Annotated in this window: 16 protein-coding genes; 8 read left to right on the forward strand and 8 right to left on the reverse strand. The window is 57.6% G+C overall.

Annotated features, from left to right (window positions below; genetic code table 11):
- Window positions 1-67: 67 nt before the first annotated feature.
- From AC5S16_RS17020 to sthA, 4 genes are all read right to left on the reverse strand, one after another.
- Window positions 68-457: a type II toxin-antitoxin system VapC family toxin gene (locus AC5S16_RS17020; protein ID WP_493931298.1), complete on the reverse strand. Its 390-nt coding sequence runs from the start codon at window positions 455-457 to the stop codon at window positions 68-70.
- Complete coding sequence (locus AC5S16_RS17025) at window positions 454-702, reverse strand: type II toxin-antitoxin system prevent-host-death family antitoxin (protein WP_493931299.1); 249 nt, start codon at window positions 700-702, stop codon at window positions 454-456. Before AC5S16_RS17025 ends, AC5S16_RS17020 begins: the two co-directional genes overlap by 4 nt.
- A 70-nt stretch (window positions 703-772) precedes the next feature.
- Window positions 773-1,675, reverse strand: coding sequence for an ROK family protein (locus AC5S16_RS17030; RefSeq protein ID WP_493931300.1), 903 nt, complete (start codon window positions 1,673-1,675; stop codon window positions 773-775).
- 33 nt (window positions 1,676-1,708) lie between these two features.
- On the reverse strand, window positions 1,709-3,100 hold the full coding sequence (sthA, locus tag AC5S16_RS17035) for a Si-specific NAD(P)(+) transhydrogenase (protein WP_493931301.1): 1,392 nt from the start codon (window positions 3,098-3,100) through the stop codon (window positions 1,709-1,711).
- Window positions 3,101-3,214: 114 nt separating this feature from the next.
- Here sthA and AC5S16_RS17040 point away from each other — a divergent pair, with 114 nt between their 5' ends.
- The gene (locus tag AC5S16_RS17040) at window positions 3,215-3,820 is read left to right on the forward strand and encodes a thiamine phosphate synthase (protein ID WP_493931302.1); all 606 of its coding nucleotides are present in this window, start codon (window positions 3,215-3,217) and stop codon (window positions 3,818-3,820) included.
- A gap of 35 nt (window positions 3,821-3,855) precedes the next feature.
- On the opposite strand, the gene AC5S16_RS17045 is transcribed toward AC5S16_RS17040, so the two are convergent.
- Together AC5S16_RS17045 and AC5S16_RS17050 are read right to left on the reverse strand one after the other, a co-directional pair.
- Window positions 3,856-4,059, reverse strand: coding sequence for a cold-shock protein (locus AC5S16_RS17045; RefSeq protein WP_493931303.1), 204 nt, complete (start codon window positions 4,057-4,059; stop codon window positions 3,856-3,858).
- Window positions 4,060-4,228: 169 nt separating this feature from the next.
- Window positions 4,229-4,975 carry a YIP1 family protein gene (locus tag AC5S16_RS17050; RefSeq protein WP_493931304.1) on the reverse strand — a complete coding sequence of 249 codons (747 nt, stop codon included), beginning with the start codon at window positions 4,973-4,975 and terminating at the stop codon, window positions 4,229-4,231.
- 172 nt (window positions 4,976-5,147) lie between these two features.
- On the opposite strand from AC5S16_RS17050, the gene AC5S16_RS17055 reads away from it, so the two are divergent.
- From AC5S16_RS17055 to AC5S16_RS17065, 3 genes are all read left to right on the forward strand, one after another.
- Complete coding sequence (locus AC5S16_RS17055; protein ID WP_493931305.1) at window positions 5,148-5,969, forward strand: DUF5715 family protein; 822 nt, start codon at window positions 5,148-5,150, stop codon at window positions 5,967-5,969.
- Between the two features lie 115 nt (window positions 5,970-6,084).
- A complete protein-coding gene (locus AC5S16_RS17060; RefSeq protein WP_493931306.1) occupies window positions 6,085-7,149 on the forward strand; it encodes a hypothetical protein in 1,065 nt (354 codons plus the stop codon).
- A 49-nt stretch (window positions 7,150-7,198) separates the two neighbouring features.
- Window positions 7,199-8,080, forward strand: coding sequence for a CPBP family glutamic-type intramembrane protease (locus AC5S16_RS17065; RefSeq protein ID WP_493931307.1), 882 nt, complete (start codon window positions 7,199-7,201; stop codon window positions 8,078-8,080).
- Here the strand turns inward: AC5S16_RS17065 and AC5S16_RS17070 are convergent.
- On the reverse strand, window positions 8,069-8,749 hold the full coding sequence (locus tag AC5S16_RS17070; RefSeq protein WP_493931308.1) for a CPBP family intramembrane glutamic endopeptidase: 681 nt from the start codon (window positions 8,747-8,749) through the stop codon (window positions 8,069-8,071). The two genes, AC5S16_RS17065 and AC5S16_RS17070, sit on opposite strands and share 12 nt — an antisense overlap.
- Before the next feature lie 190 nt (window positions 8,750-8,939).
- Here AC5S16_RS17070 and AC5S16_RS17075 point away from each other — a divergent pair, with 190 nt between their 5' ends.
- Window positions 8,940-9,368, forward strand: coding sequence for a hypothetical protein (locus AC5S16_RS17075; RefSeq protein WP_493931309.1), 429 nt, complete (start codon window positions 8,940-8,942; stop codon window positions 9,366-9,368).
- A 263-nt stretch (window positions 9,369-9,631) separates the two neighbouring features.
- Here the strand turns inward: AC5S16_RS17075 and gyrA are convergent, their stop codons facing one another.
- Entirely contained in the window at window positions 9,632-12,286 is a 2,655-nt protein-coding gene (gene gyrA / locus AC5S16_RS17080) for a DNA gyrase subunit A (RefSeq protein ID WP_493931310.1), read from the reverse strand.
- A gap of 191 nt (window positions 12,287-12,477) precedes the next feature.
- On the opposite strand from gyrA, the gene AC5S16_RS17085 reads away from it, so the two are divergent.
- The 3 genes from AC5S16_RS17085 to AC5S16_RS17095 are packed head-to-tail and all read left to right on the forward strand — an operon-like array spanning window position 12,478 to window position 15,368.
- Entirely contained in the window at window positions 12,478-13,650 is a 1,173-nt protein-coding gene (locus AC5S16_RS17085) for a glycosyltransferase family protein (RefSeq protein WP_493931311.1), read from the forward strand.
- Between the two features lie 44 nt (window positions 13,651-13,694).
- Window positions 13,695-14,729: a Holliday junction branch migration DNA helicase RuvB gene (gene ruvB, locus AC5S16_RS17090; RefSeq protein ID WP_493931312.1), complete on the forward strand. Its 1,035-nt coding sequence runs from the start codon at window positions 13,695-13,697 to the stop codon at window positions 14,727-14,729.
- Between the two features lie 36 nt (window positions 14,730-14,765).
- The gene (locus AC5S16_RS17095; RefSeq protein WP_493931313.1) at window positions 14,766-15,368 is read left to right on the forward strand and encodes a thioredoxin family protein; all 603 of its coding nucleotides are present in this window, start codon (window positions 14,766-14,768) and stop codon (window positions 15,366-15,368) included.
- Window positions 15,369-15,421: the final 53 nt, after the last annotated feature.

The following is a 15,421-nucleotide window of genomic DNA, read 5'->3' on the forward strand; positions in this document are numbered from 1 at the left end:
GTCAAGGCAATACGCAGTGCTGCGAAAGAGCAAGGTACAGAAAAATCGTCATGAGAAAAACCGGCTGTTACCAGACTGCCCGGGGGTAGAAGTCGCGAATGCGTCGATCCGATGTGATTAGCCATGCCAGGCCATTTGCTCTGGCATGCGCTGTGATCAACCTGTCGAATGGATCACGTGTCCACACTTCATCAAGCGCTGTACTGGTGACCGAAAGAAAATCCAGATCACAGACACGCACGTTGAATTCGTATTCCAATTTTCGCCGGACGTCTGTCGGCGGAAGCAATATGCGCTTAATCTCGTAGAGGAATTGCAATTCAAGAAGTACAGTGGGAGAGAGTAAGCGATCAGTGCCCGGGTTCATCAGATGATCGATTGCGTGCTGGCTTATGCGATCCAGTGAGCGTTGAGCCAGCCAGACCGCAACGCTGGTATCCAGATATGTGGCCGTCATAGCTGGGACCAGTCTTCTTCCCACTCCCGAATCATTTCTTCTTTCCAGCTCTGATCCTCAAGGTCAGGCGCGTTAGGATTGACGATTTGCAAAGGTGTCAGGGCCTCCAAGCCATGAAGTTTCGGCTCTTCGGGTACGACCTTGAAGCGACGGTTGCGATGAGTCACATATAGAGGTTCGCCCTCCATTGCCTGATCGATCAGGCGAAATAATTCACGGCGAAATTGTGTGATCGTGACTTCCATGGATAGGAGTGTACATTAATCATGTACATCATGTACATGATTAATGTGCACTCCTAATGAAAGCAAGTGCTTAACGATACGAGCTCTGTGCCTGTTCTGCGGCAACTGCAGCTCCGATAACCGCCAAGGACGGATCTTCCGGCAGAACCTCCAACGTGTAGTTCTGGAGCGGACTCATCTTGACCATTTCGTAGAGATACTGCTTCAAGCGCGAGAGGTCTAGCCGCTGGATGTCGCGCCCGGTGAGAAAGAATTTGCCCGGGCCTTCAATGTGAATCTGTGTAGCAGTGGCAGCGGCCAGCGCGCGGTGGTAGCGCTCCACAAAATCGAGGCAGCGCTTGTCGCCTTTTTTTGCTGCGGCAAAAACTTCGTCCGGCTCCAAGTCCAGGAAGCGCAGGCGCATGGCGCGGTGGCCCATGATGCCTTCGAGGTGCCCTCGTCCTCCGCAGCCGCAATAATTTTCCTTGGGGTCGAGCGTGACAATCGTGTGCCCGCCTTCCCAGGGGCCTTCGGCATAAGGATAGCGTCCGAAGCCGATGCCGTTGCCGATGGTCCAGACGCGGATGAGGCGGTCGAGGTGTCCGCGGGTAGCGGCGAGGCCTGCGGCGACAGCGTCCGCGTCATTGAAGACAGCGACGCGGTTCTTGATGCCGCGCTCTTTGAGGCTGGTTTCGACCATGTCTTCGATGTGCGCGCCCTTTAGCTGCGGGAGATTGGGCGAATCCTCCACGATGCCGTTGCGCACGATGCCGGGCATGGCCACGCCGATGGCTTCCGCCTGATCGCCATCAGGGAGAATGGCTTTGATCTCGTCGCCGATGCTCTCACAGAGGGCATCGGCAGGCAGGTCGATCAGTCCGGTAGACTCGTCCATGTTCTCCGGGAACCTGCGCAGGGAACCTGAAATCTTATGATTGTCTACAAATGCTGACCGGATGGAATCGGTCATAACGACGCCGATGGTCTTTGCCATTCTTGCCCCTCTCCAACCCTACAACCTTAAAGACTATAAACGCGCCAGCCGGTTGATGCCATTGAAAGCAGCGGCCTTGTAGCACTCAGCCAGGGTGGGATAATTGAAAACCGTGTCGATGAAGTAGTCTGCCGTGCCCTTCAGCGCCATGACGGCCTGGCCGATGTGCACGAGTTCCGCCGCGCCCTCGCCGATGATGTGCACGCCGAGAATCTCTCTGGTCTCGCGATGAAAAATCAGCTTGAGGCGGCCGGTGGTGTCGCCGCGAATCTGCCCGCGGGCGATTTCGCGGTAATAGGCGACGCCCACTTCGTAAGGCACATCTTCTTCGGTGAGCTGCTCTTCTGTTTTACCGATGAAGGAAATTTCCGGAATGGTGTAGATGCCGTAGGGATAGAAGCTGGGGTTCGACTGCTCCTCCTCGTCGCCAAAAGCGCGCGCCACGGCAATGCGGCCCTGCTCCATGGAAACGGAGGCAAGGCTGGGGAATCCGATGACATCGCCGACGGCGAAGATGTTCGGCACCTTGGTGCGGAAGTCCTTATCGACGGGAATGCGGCCGCGGCCGTCGGCTTCGATTCCAGCCGCTGAGAGATTCAGCTCTTCGATATTGCCCTGGCGGCCTACCGCATAGAGCAGTGCGTCGCCGGAGAGCCGCTTCTTGCTCTCAAGATTTGCGACCACGGTTCCGTCGGGAAGCTGCTCGACGCTTTCCACTTCTTCGGCAAGACGCATGGTCACGCGGCTGTCGCGCAAGTGATAGCTCAGCGCTTCCACGATCTCCTGGTCGGCGAACTCAAGCAGTTTGGGGCGCTTTTCAATGAGTGTGACGCGCACGCCGAGTGCTGCGAACATGCAGGTGTATTCGACGCCGATGACGCCGCCGCCGACAACGATGAGCGTTTTCGGAAGTTCCGGAATCTCCAATACCTGATCGCTGTTGACAATGGTCTTGCCGTTGATCGGTACCTTCGGCGAGCTGGCCGGCTTGGTGCCGACGGCGATGATAATGGTCTCAGCTTTATAGGTATTCGATCCCCGGATACCGTCAACGCGCAGAGTATTGGCATCGACGAAACTGGCAGCGCCGCTCAATACTTCCACGCCATTGCGCGAGAGCTGCGCTTCCGTCACATCGATCTCCGTCTTGATGACATGCTGCACGCGGAAGGCAAGATCGGACATGGTGATCTTTTCCTTCACGCGATAATTCATGCCATAGATGGAGCGGTAGGTGTATCCGGAAAGGTGCAGCACTGCCTCGCGCATGGTCTTGCTGGGGATGGTGCCGGTGTTAATACAGACGCCGCCGACCACGCTGCGCATTTCCACCAGCGCGACGCGTTTGCCCTTCTTTACGGCGGACACGGCGGCACGTTGTCCTGAGGGGCCGGAGCCGATAACAAGCAGATCGTATGTGTCCATGAGGGGTTTTAAGAGTGCAACTCTTTAATGTAACTCCCCTTACATCAACTTTGTGCAAACGTATTTTGTGATCGTGTAAAAACTTCTGCCGAAAGTCACTACACTCGAACTTGAGTGCAACTTTACGCCGTTACCGATCGCAGCCTTTTTTCAAGCTGCCAGGCATTGCTCGATGCCGTTGCCTCGTGGGCCCGCGGCGGCGTGGATTATGTGCAGATCCGCGAGAAAGACCTTGGGCCGGAAGAATTGTTGACTTTGGCGGCAGAAATTGTCCGCGTAGTGCGCAGCACCGGTTCGAAAACCCAGGTTCTGCTAAATGGTCCTGCAGAGCTGGCGGCATCATCCGGGTGCGACGGCTTGCATCTGCCCTCCGGCTTGCCTGTAGAAGCTATAGACAGGGCCAGAAAGGTGCTGGGCGATGCTGTCATCAGCGTCTCCTGCCACACGATTCCTGAGATCGAGCAGATGCGCGATCATGGAGTGTCTCTGGCTCTGTTCGCTCCGGTCTTCGAGAAGCGAGTGGGAGTGGAAAAAGTTCCGGGTCAGGGATTGGCGGCGCTTACTGAGGCCTGCCGGATTGCTGCACCGATGCCGGTGTTTGCCCTGGGTGGGGTGACGGCACACAATGCCGCGGACTGCATCAAGGCAGGAGCGAGGGGGATTGCGGCCATCCGCCTGTTTGCATCAGGTGAATGGCGAGATGGTCTGATTAGGGATTAAGAAATGAAAAGCGCCCGATGAAGGGCGCTTCTGTCTTAGGCGGCCTGAACGTTCTCGGCCTGGAAGCCCTTGGCGCCCTTCACCACGTTGAACTGCACGCGCTGGCCTTCCTGCAGGCTGCGGAAGCCCTGCGAGGCGATCGCGGAGAAATGTACGAAGATGTCTTCGTTATTGCTGTCGCGCGTAATAAAGCCAAAACCCTTGGCGTCGTTAAACCACTTCACTGTACCCTGTTCCATTTTGGGGGTATTCCTTTGTATTGAGATAGCGCTGAAAACGGGTAAGGTGTAGGGCAGGCAGTGCTTAAAACGCATTACGTGCTACAAAAACCCACTCGGAATCGAGCGTGACTTTAGTATATCGTATTTCGCGAACTGCCCTCGCTTTTGAAGGCAGTTCGCGAAGAGATCAGCTCTGTCCCGCGGCTACTCCAGTAAGGATGAGGACCGTCAGCAGCCACCAGCCGAAAACGACGATCGCAGCGCTGCCGCGCTTGACCCTGGCGACAATGGCGATGCCGATCACACTCAGGACGAGCGACCAGATTTCGAAAATATCAATATGTGTAGTGAGTGCGTAGAGCCAGCGCGGCGCATCTGTGCTCAGGTAATAGCCGATATTTGTGCCTGCCGGATTCGAAATCAGGAAGGACTCGGGCGCAACTCCAGCAAAGAGCGAAATTACGGCGAGCAGGTATTTAATGTTGAGCACCAGGTTCGCATACATGTAAACCGCATACACCTGGCCGTATTTGGATGTTCCGCCAAAGCCGAAGTTCACTGTTGCCCAGGCCAGAAGCGCATAGATCGCGGTAAAGATGAGCAGGATGACCGGCGTGCAATAGGACGAGATCGCCGTGATTTTGGCAGCAATGGCTTTTGCGGAAGCCGCCTGCTCCGGCTGCATCTGCGCAAAACGCTCTTCGGCCTTCGGGGTCTGGTGCAGGATGTTGTCATAGACTTTGTCCCACCCGACTTTTGACTGCACGGCGTAGCAGAACAAAATCGACATCACAACGAGAATGAGGAACGGCCCCCACCACGACGCTTTCCGCAGAATGTCAGTAAACGTCTTGGATGGAGCCACGAAGGTATCGACAATACGCTGCCCTTCCGTCAATGGAGCAGCTGCTGTTTCTGGAATTGCATCTGGCATAAGCCCCCTCGCTTAATGCTCTGGATTTTTCCAATGGCGGGATTCTATCGCTCTATCGCGCTTATGGCGATGAAAATCGGTGATATGCGGCCGGAACCAAGCTCAATACTTCCCGCTTTGGCTGGGGTTCGATAGGCTGAAAAAGCTCCTGGTACCCTCCGCGGTCCCGCTCATGCGTTGTATTTCGCTTTTCCTTGCCGCCGTGCTGGTCACGGGCGCTGGGACTTCTGCCTTTGCCGCGACGAAGAAATCGCATCGTCGCGCGCATGCTGTTACCGTCCATAAGCAGGTTCAACATGGACGCAAGGCCCGTCTGCGCCATGCCGTTCTCGAAGCAAGAGACGATTCGCCTTCGACCACCATCCCTGAAGTTCCGCTGAAGCAGGCGAAGCTGGTTCTTCTGCCGCCGCTCAAAGGATCGCGCGCATCGCTGATCCGGCAGAATGAGCGCAGCGAAGCCGATGGTCTTGAGCGCATTGAAGACGACGATCAGCTGAACGAACTTCGCCGCCAGGGCGGGCTGGTGACTGTGCCGGTGAGCATGTCGCTGCGCGTGAACCCTGACCTTCCGGTGAATCGCCGCTATTGCCGCCCGTGGACATCGCGCTTTTTAAGTGATCTTTCTCGCGTGCACTATGCGCGCTTCCGCCGCCCGCTGCAGGTCAATTCCGCTGTGCGGACGGTGGAATACCAGCGCCGCCTGATCGAGGTGAATGGAAATGCTGCTCCGGCAGATGGCGATATTGCTTCGCCGCATCTGACGGGAGCGACCATCGACATCGCCAAGAAAGGGCTTTCGGTTTCAGAAATTGCCTGGATGCGCGCCTACCTGCTGCCTTTGCAGACGGCAGGCAAGATTGATGTGGAGGAAGAGTTCTATCAATCCTGCTTCCATATCACTGTCTACAAGGCATATGTTCCCGAAGCAAAGCCCAGGACAGTGCCGCGCCGCCGCAACAGAAGCGGAGCCCTGATCGCCGCACGCATGCAGTAAATACATCCGCCGAAAGATGGAGATGGATTTCTACCTACAGGCGCAAGACTGATATATCCCCGGGCTGCTACCGTGCAACAAGTCTTTTCACAGGCCAGTTGCACGGAGCAGACTCATGAAAATCGCCTGGAAGTCAGGGCTGCAGATATTTGTCGCTATCACTGTTACATTCTTCACGCAAACAAAGGCATCGGCGCAGGGCTGCGTGGCCGCACACTCACAGCAGCCCGTCATCTCAGGACTCGACCCGACCAGCCAGCAGAGCATGAGCGGCCTGCTGCGCGGGCTTTCCGTCACAGTGGGCTTCCGTACCTATAGCTCGTATAAGCATTACATCGGCACGGTTTACCAGGTGCAGCGTGCGGTGCTGCACAACGAGGTGCAGAACCACGTTGATCTGTACGATCTCTCGCTGAACTACCAGGTCACGCCGCGCTGGAGCATCATTGCCGACATCCCCGGGATGACGGCGACGCGCCATCAGCAGGGTAATGTGAATGTCTACCGTTCGGGCGGCATCGGCGACATGCTCGTGGGAGCGCAGGCATGGGTGTGGCGTCCGCCAACAGAGAGCCACGGCAACATCGCCCTTTCCATGCAGTTGAAACTCCCCACCGGCATCAACGATGCCAAGGGCACGACGATTCTTGCGAACGGCCAGAAACAGACGCGCCCCTTTGATGAATCCATCCAGCCCGGGGACGGAACATGGGGCTTTGCTCTGGGAACGCAGGCGTATCGCGAATTCTATTTCCATACCACGGGATACTTCACCGGCTCGTGGCTCTTCAGTCCACAGGACACGACCGGTGTACTCACGTATCGTTCTCAGCCTGGCGAGCAGGTGGTCTCCGCGACAGATCAATATCTGTGGCGCGGCGGCTTCTCGCATGGGGTGCCGAAGATTCGCGGTCTCGCGCTGAGCGCGGGCGGACGCATGGAAGGTGTTCCGGTACGCGATGCCTTCGGCAGCAGCAATGGCTTTCGCCGTCCGGGATATGTCATCTCCTTCGAGCCTGGATTGATGTATGCGCGCGGACGCAACCTGTTCAACGTGAGCGGCCCGTGGGCGATGGAGCGCAACCGCAAGACCAGCGTCTCTGACTACGCGAACCATACGCATGGCGACGCCGCGTTTGCTGACTACACGATCATCGCCAGTTACACACGGACGTTTTAAGCTGCGGGGCGGGCAAAGATAATTTTGCCTGCTCCTGTAGCATGAATCCGTGAGTTCTATCTCCCCCTGGACAGTCATTGCGGCGATACTGGCGCTGGCTCCGCTCGCCGCCTTTGGCTTTGCTGAAGGGCGCCTTGTCGCAGCAGTGCTGCGTCTACCACAGGTAATACGGTTTCTGCTTCCTGCAGCGTGCTCTGTTCCTTATTTGCTCGTCACTGTTCCGCTGCATCTGTTTCGAATCCAGTGGCTGCTAGTGTATCTACTTCTTCCTGTCGCAGTGAGCCTGCTCCTGACGCTTGCTGTCAGGTTCGATCCGGAACAGAAAGGGCACCTGCTCGATTACATCGTGCTCTTCTCATTGGGGCTTGCAGTCGATCTGCGCTGGTTTGAGCCTGCATGGCCACATTCATTGGTAGCAATGAACAAGGTGCTGCTGCTCGATGCGGGCCTGTACGGCTTCCACATTGTCCGGAAATTGAATGGCATTGGCTTTGATCTGCGCTGGAAGCTGTCGGACTGGAAGACCGGCCTGCGTGAGTTCCTTTTCTATACGCCCATTGCGATCATTCTCGGACTGGCCATCGGCTTCCTGCACTTGCACACGCATGTAGACCGGCCATGGATGATCCCCGCAGTGTGGATCTTCACTTACGCGCTGATTGCGCTGCCGGAAGAAATCTTCTTTCGCGGATGGATGCAGAATCTCTTCGAGCGGCGCATGGGCAGGACGGCCTCGCTCCTCATCACAGCAATCCTGTTTGGACTTTCGCACTTCAACAAGCGCGCTGTCTACTTCAACTGGCGCTATGTACTGCTGGCGGCGATTGCCGGCGTCTTCTACGGACGCGCATGGCGCTCGGAAAGAAGAGTGGCAACTTCAGCGATCACGCACGCGTCGATTGACACGATATGGGGCGCGCTACTGCGGTGAGCGGCGCGCATGCACGGCCCACATATGCGTGTTCGGCCTGTAGGTGAGATAACCAATGCCCACGCGCATGTGGTGATGCACTGCATCCGGCACAGTAACAGCGACACAGAGCCCGAGAATGGCATGCGCAATGGTGAGAGCAAACAGGTTGCGGTACCGCAGGTAGAGCGAGCAGGCAATGACTCCCCAGAGCAATGTCAGCGCGGTCAGAACAGGGTTCGGGATATGCGCGACGGCGAAGAGCGATGCGGCAATGAGAATTGCGGCCGTGCGGCTGGCAAGCACACGCAGCAGGCGCATAAGTATGTACACCAGCAGGATGAACTCCTGCAGAAAGGCCCAGATGGTGTATCCGCCGATGCGCATGCCGAGAGGCGCGCTTCTGCCGAAGAGATGATGCAGTGTACCGACCCGGGCGGCAACGAACATCGCAACCACTGAAAACGCGAAAGCGGCCAGCACAATCCATGAGGAGCGCCACAGGCCGCTAAGAGACATACCCATGGCGTGAAAATTTTCGCCGCGCAGAATCGTGGAAAGAATGATCCAGACAAAGACAGTCCAGAAGAGAACGCGCTGCAGCGGCATCGGTGTCCAGATCACTGCGAGGATGAGCCCATAAACCGACGTCACTTCGAACACGTCCCGGAAGTGAGTGTTCGCCCGCATTTCTACGCTACGCACTATAAAACATTTCACGCCTATACGAGGAATGAGGCAAAAGAGCTGTTTCAACTGCATGAAAAATCATACGGGGAATACGCTTTGCCAGCCGCTCATAGCCGTTGGCCCAAAGTAGATCGCGCAATTTTCCGGGTTGCGCAAGGATGCTTTTAAGGCAAGTCCGAGGAGGATTCCGATGAAAGCCCTTTGCACACTGTTTGCTGCTGCGGCAGTATTGCTGTCCGCTGGTTGGCTGCATGCTCAGATGGATGACCGGCCTCTGATGTCTGTCAACATACCCTTCGCTTTTAGCATTGAAAATACACGCCTGCCTGCGGGGTACTACCTGGTGTACTCGGTCGATTACGACCATTTCTGGAAGATCACCACTCCCGACCACAAGACGAATGCACTGTTCCATGTTCTGACGACTGAGAACAATCCCGCCGCGGCAAAAGTATCTTCGCTGACCTTCAATCGCTATCCGACGGATTACGTGCTGCGCGAAATCAGCGAGCACGAGCGCGGCGTTGTGGTCAGTGTTTATCAAGGCAAGCGGGCCAAACAACTTGCGGAGCACAGCCCCTCTACAGGGCTCGCAATGGTCCGCGCCCAGAGTTTTTAACCCAAACCTCCTGGGCGTGCGAAACTGCATGCCCTTCTTTTTAAACAAAAGTTTTCAAACCACCTAGCTGTCATCCTGAGCGGAGCGAAGGACCTGCTTTTATTTTGATTATCCGTATTCTCATTGACAGGCAGAATTGCTGGTATTGTGCCGGGCGAAGCGAAAAGCAGATCCTTCCCCTTCACTACGTTCAGGGTCAGGATGACAGCACTAAAAAGAAAAGGGCATCGTCTCCGATGCCCTGTCGATCAATTGAAATTTACCTACTGCAGCAGAGTACCGTTCTCTAGTTCCTGCTTCGCTTCTTCCGGCGGAATGACGACAGCCGCGGCCACCTTGTCATCTTCTTCGAGGTTCAGCAGCTTGACGCCCTGCGTCGAGCGGCCTGCAGCGCGGATGGTGTTTGTATCGATGCGGATGATTTTGCCGTACTGGCTGATAACCATCAGCTCGCAGGTTTCATCCACCAGCTGGATCGAGGAGACCTTGCCGTTGCGCGCCGTGGTCTTGACGTTGATGACGCCCTTGCCGCCGCGCGTCTGCAGACGGTACTCATCGACATCCGTACGCTTGCCAAAGCCGTTTTGCGTCACGCTCAGGATGAGGCATGCGCATGCCGCGCCGTTCTCCATCTTGCGTTCCTTCGGAGTGACAGCGATGCCGACAACGTAATCGTTCTTGCCGAGGTCGATGCCGCGCACACCGCGCGCCGGACGACCCATCGAACGCACATCTTCTTCATCGAAGCGGATGGCCATGCCATCATGCGTCGCAATGAAAACAACCTGCTTGCCGTCGGTGATGCGGACGCCGACCAGCTCATCGTCTTCATCGAGTCCGATGGCGATAATGCCACGCGCCATTACATTTGAGAAGTCCTTGAGCGGCGTCTTCTTTACTGTGCCGCTGCGCGTGGTGAAGAAGATGTACTTGCCCTCTTCTTCAAGATCGCGCACGCCAAGAATAGTGCGGACGGTCTCTCCCGGCTGCAGGTTGAGCAGACTCTGCATGGATTTGCCTTTGCCTGCTGCACCTACATCGGGGATCTCATAAACCTTGAGCCAGTAGACGCGTCCTGTGTTGGTGAAGCAGAGCAGATAGGCGTGCGTTGACTCGATGATGAGCTGAGAGACGAAATCTTCCTCGCGCGTCTTCATGCCCGTGCGGCCCTGGCCGCCGCGCCGCTGTTGGCGATAGGTCGAGATCGGCGTCCGCTTGAGATACTGCTGGTGCGAAACCGTCACCGCAACCTGCTCATCGGCGATCAGGTCTTCGAGCTGCAGCTCCGCAGTCTCATCAATGATCTCCGTGCGCCGCTCATCGCCGTAGTCCTTGCGGATTTGCTCAAGCTCCTTCACGATGACCGAGCGCAGCTTCTTTTCTGAAGCAAGAATCGATTCGTACTCGGCAATGCGCTCGCGCACCTCGGCCAGTTCCTTGAGCAACTCATCGATCGAGAGCTGGGTGAGGCGATAGAGCTGCAGTTCGAGGATCGCGTCAATCTGCCGGTAGCTCAGCGTGAGCGTCGGCGTAATGAGCGTTGCCGGATCGATGGCATACTTTGCCGGATCGAGCGTGACGCCTTTCAAGGCCTGATCGCGCACAGTGATTGTCTTGCCGGAGAAGAACTGGAACAAGTTCTCGCGGGCATCGGCGCGGGAGTTCGATCCGCGGATGATCCTGATGACATTGTCCAGATGATCGAGCGCAATCTGGTAGCCGATCAGAATGTGCTCGCGTTCGCGTGCCTTCCGCAACAGGAACGCGGTGCGGCGCCGCACCACATCGACGCGGTGGTCGATGAAGTGGCGGATTGCGTCAGGCAGCGCAAGCTCGCGCGGCTGGCCATTGACCACGGCCAGGAAAATCATCGAGAAGCTCTCCTGCATCTGCGTGTGCTTGTAGAGCTGGTTGAGCACGATCTGTGCTTCGGCACCGCGTTTCAGCTCGATGACGATGCGCATGCCGTCGCGGTCGCTCTCGTCGCGCACATCGGAGATATCGTCGATGACTTTGTCGTTCACCAGCTCGGCGATGCGCTTGATGAGCGTGTTCTTGTTGACCTGGTAGGGAATCTCGCTGACGATGATCGACTGGCGGCCCTGGTTCAGATTTTCCGTCGCGCATTTGGCGCGCATCAGGAAGCGTCCGCGGCCTGTCTTGTATGCATTCGCGATGCCGCCGCGTCCGTAGAGGAAGCCGCCGGTTGGGAAATCAGGCCCCTGCACATGCTTCAGGACCTCAGCCAGCCCGGCCTGCGGATTGTTCACCATCTCAATGGCGGCGTTGATCACCTCTGTCAGGTTGTGCGGCGGAATGTTGGTCGCCATGCCAACGGCGATGCCGTTTGCGCCATTGATGATGAGGTTCGGAATGCGCGCAGGCAGAACTGAAGGCTCGTAGGTCGATTCGTCGTAGTTCGGGCTGAAGTCGACCGTCTCCTGATCAATGTCGGCCAGCAGCTCGCCGGCAACACGCATCATGCGGCACTCGGTGTAACGCATGGCCGCTGGAGGGTCGCCGTCTACCGATCCGAAGTTCCCCTGCCCATCCACCAGCGGATAGCGCATGCTGAAGGGCTGCGCGAGACGCACCAGCGCGTCGTAGATGGCCGAGTCGCCGTGCGGATGGTACTGGCCCATTGCCTGCCCAACAACCTTGGCGCACTTGGTGTACTTCTTGTTATGCTGCAGGCCCATCTCGTGCATGGTGTAGAGAATGCGGCGATGCACAGGCTTGAAGCCGTCGCGCACGTCCGGCAGAGCACGGCCGATGATGACCGACATCGAATAGTCGAGATACGAGCGCCGCATCTCTTCTTCAACGTTGATCGGGATAAGGTTGGCTGCGCCGGGACCAATGGCACCATCGCCATTGTCACCGCCGAGAGGGAGCTGGGGGTTCTGTTCGTCTGCCATAGATACGTTCACGAAACTTTCACACGGCGAACGAAGTCCGGAAGAACCGGGGCGAGCCGGATGAAATGAATCTATCTCTATGATACTAAATTAGTTATGCCTCGGCAATGCGGGCTTAGTCCCTTGGATTCATGGGTTTGCAAAGATTCCGGCAGGGGTTCGGTACACTGGGTGCAGAATCCAGCGAAACGATGCCACCAGCCACCAGCCACAGCCTGCGCAAATTCCGCTTTAATCGCCCGCAACAAATCGCCGCAGTGCTGCTGGCCCTCCTGCTGGCACAGTGCCTCTGGGTAGTGCGCCACCAGATCCTCACCGACACCGATTACGACTTCGCGCGCTGTGGCCGCGAGATGTGGGAGAAGCCGTCACCGCTTGCCGGATACTTCACCACCTGTGGCAATATCCATGACGGCACGCTGGCCTATCGCGCCGCCGGACTGCCGCTGACCATCCAGCGCATTCTTGCCGGGCAGGAGTCCTCGACCTCCACATGGGAGATGCGCCATGAGGTGGGCTACATCAAAGTGCTCATCCGGCTTCCGTTTATTGCAGTAGGACTCGCGCTCGGCGCGTGCCTCTGGTGGGTGACACGGCGCCTCTACGGCAATACCGGCGGATACATTGCGGCTACTCTTTACTGTTTTGCCCCGCCCGTCATCCATGCCTGCACTTATCCGAATAACGAAATCCTCGCCGCCTTCGGAGTATTTTCGAGCGTCTATCTCGCCATTGGCGTCGCGCACGCCATGCAGGGGCCAAGACGCAAGTGGCGTCCGCGCATTGGTCTGCTCACGCTTGCGTTTGGATTTACGGCTGCCGCGCACATCTCGGCATTCATGCTCGCGCTGGTGCTGGCGCTTGCATTCATGGCTTATGTAGCCGAAGATCGCCGCGCCTATCTGCCAACGCTCTTGATTGTCTGGGTCCTCGGCGCATTATTCCTGCTCTTTGCCTCATATGCTTTTCGGCCGGATGCATTCAGCTATGTCTTCCGCAGCGAAGCAGGCAAGATATGGTTTTCGCTGACGCAGTCCCGCGACCTGTTTGTGCCATTGCAGAATGCGGGCATCACCATTGCTGCTATTGGAGCCGCTGGGCTGTACCTGATCTTCCGCCGTTCGCGCTACTTCGGCAATACCACACCGCTGATCGTGGCCGCGCTGCTGCTGGTGCTGATCACAAAGAGCGTGCCGACTGAAACGTGGCTCTGGGCGCTGCCCTTTCTGCTCACCTTTATCGGTGGAGTGTTCGCCGATGTGATCGAGTCCGGCTATCGGAAGATCTTCCTCTGGATCACGGGCGGAATTGTGGCCGCGCAGATTGCCTTGTCGATCGCCGCGCTGCCTTTGCTGTGGCACTGACACAGCGGCGCTTCGCCTGTGCTCAAACTGCTACACTCCGAGTGATGGCTGCCAAAGATGATCCCGAACGGCTGGTAAGCGCGGCGCGCGCCGAGGACGAAAACTCCTTCGAGCTGAAGCTGCGCCCCCGGCGGCTCGTGGAATTCATCGGCCAGTCAAAAGCCAAGGAGCAGCTCGCCATCGCGCTTGAAGCCGCGAAGAGCCGCGGCGAAGCGCTCGATCATGTCCTGCTCTTCGGACCCCCGGGTCTCGGCAAAACGACGCTCGCTTCGATCATCGCCAACGAGCTCGATGTCGGATTCCAGCAGACTTCCGGCCCGGCGCTGCAGATTCAGGGCGACCTCACTGCTATCCTTACTAATCTGCGCGAGCGCCAGGTGCTGTTTCTCGACGAGATTCACCGCCTGCAGCCAGTGCTTGAGGAAAAGCTCTACACCGCGCTTGAAGATTACAAGCTCGACATCATCATCGGGCAGGGCCCGGCGGCGCGCACGCACGTCATGGACATCAAGCCCTTCACCTTCGTAGCAGCGACCACGCGTCCCGGCCTGCTGTCATCACCACTGCGCTCGCGTTTCGGCATCCTCTTGCGGCTTGAGTTCTACACTGACGACGAACTGCGCTTCGTCGTCGAGCGTTCCGCTGAAGTATTGAATGTTCCCATCGACCAGGACGGCGCGGCGGAGATCGCCATGCGCTCGCGCGGAACGCCGCGCATTGCCAACCGCCTGCTGCGGCGCGTGCGCGACTTCGCCCAGGTACGCGGATCGGGCATCATCGACCGCACCACAGCCGAGCAGGCTCTGAAGCTGCTCGAAGTAGACGCGCACGGCTTTGATGAGCTCGACCGCCGGCTGATGATGACCATCATTGAGAAATACGATGGCGGTCCCGTAGGACTGGGCACCCTTGCCGCGACACTTGCCGAAGAAGAAGACGCGCTTGAAGAGGTCTACGAGCCCTTCCTGATCCAGATCGGCTTTCTTGAACGCACGCCGCGCGGCCGCGTCGCCACCCGGCTGGCGTACGAGCACTTCGGTCTGCCGCTTCCGCGGAAACAAAATTCATTGCTCTTTTAAGCGAAGCTGAATCTTAATTTCATAAGGAGATCTCCAATGGCCCGCACGGAATCCGCTATGCTCGCACTTGAAACCGCCGCTCCCGAATTCTCACTCCCCGATGTAGTGAGCGGCAAAACCGTTGACCTCAAGTCCGCAGCCGGTCCTAACGGGCTGCTGGTCATGTTCATCTGCCGCCATTGTCCTTTCGTCAAACATCTGGAAAAGGCGCTCGCGCAACTGGGTCGCGATTATCGGGGTAAAGGCATCGGCATAGTCGCCATCAGCAGCAACGACGCGGCGAATTATCCCGATGACGCTCCGGAGAGCCTTGCCGAGCAGGCCCGTGAGCTGGGATTCGTCTTCCCCTATCTCCACGACGAATCGCAGGACGTAGCCCACGCCTACGACGCTACCTGCACGCCCGACTTCTTCCTTTTCGATAAAGGTCTGAAGCTCGCCTACCGCGGCCAGTTCGATGACAGCCGCCCGGGCAGCGAATTCCCGGTCACCGGCAAAGACCTGCGCAGCGCCATGGATGCCCTCCTTGCCGGTCAACCTGTTCACCCCATCCAGAAGCCAAGCATAGGCTGCAACATCAAGTGGGTGCTGGCCCCTTCGGCTCCACTCAGGGCAGGCTCCCTGGCGGACGCGCGCTAAAGCGCGCCATTCTTAGCTTGGCTGGGTTCGTGGTTTACGGTCCGCTCCCGTTG

This window comes from Acidobacterium sp. FHG110202_01 (assembly GCF_059115305.1).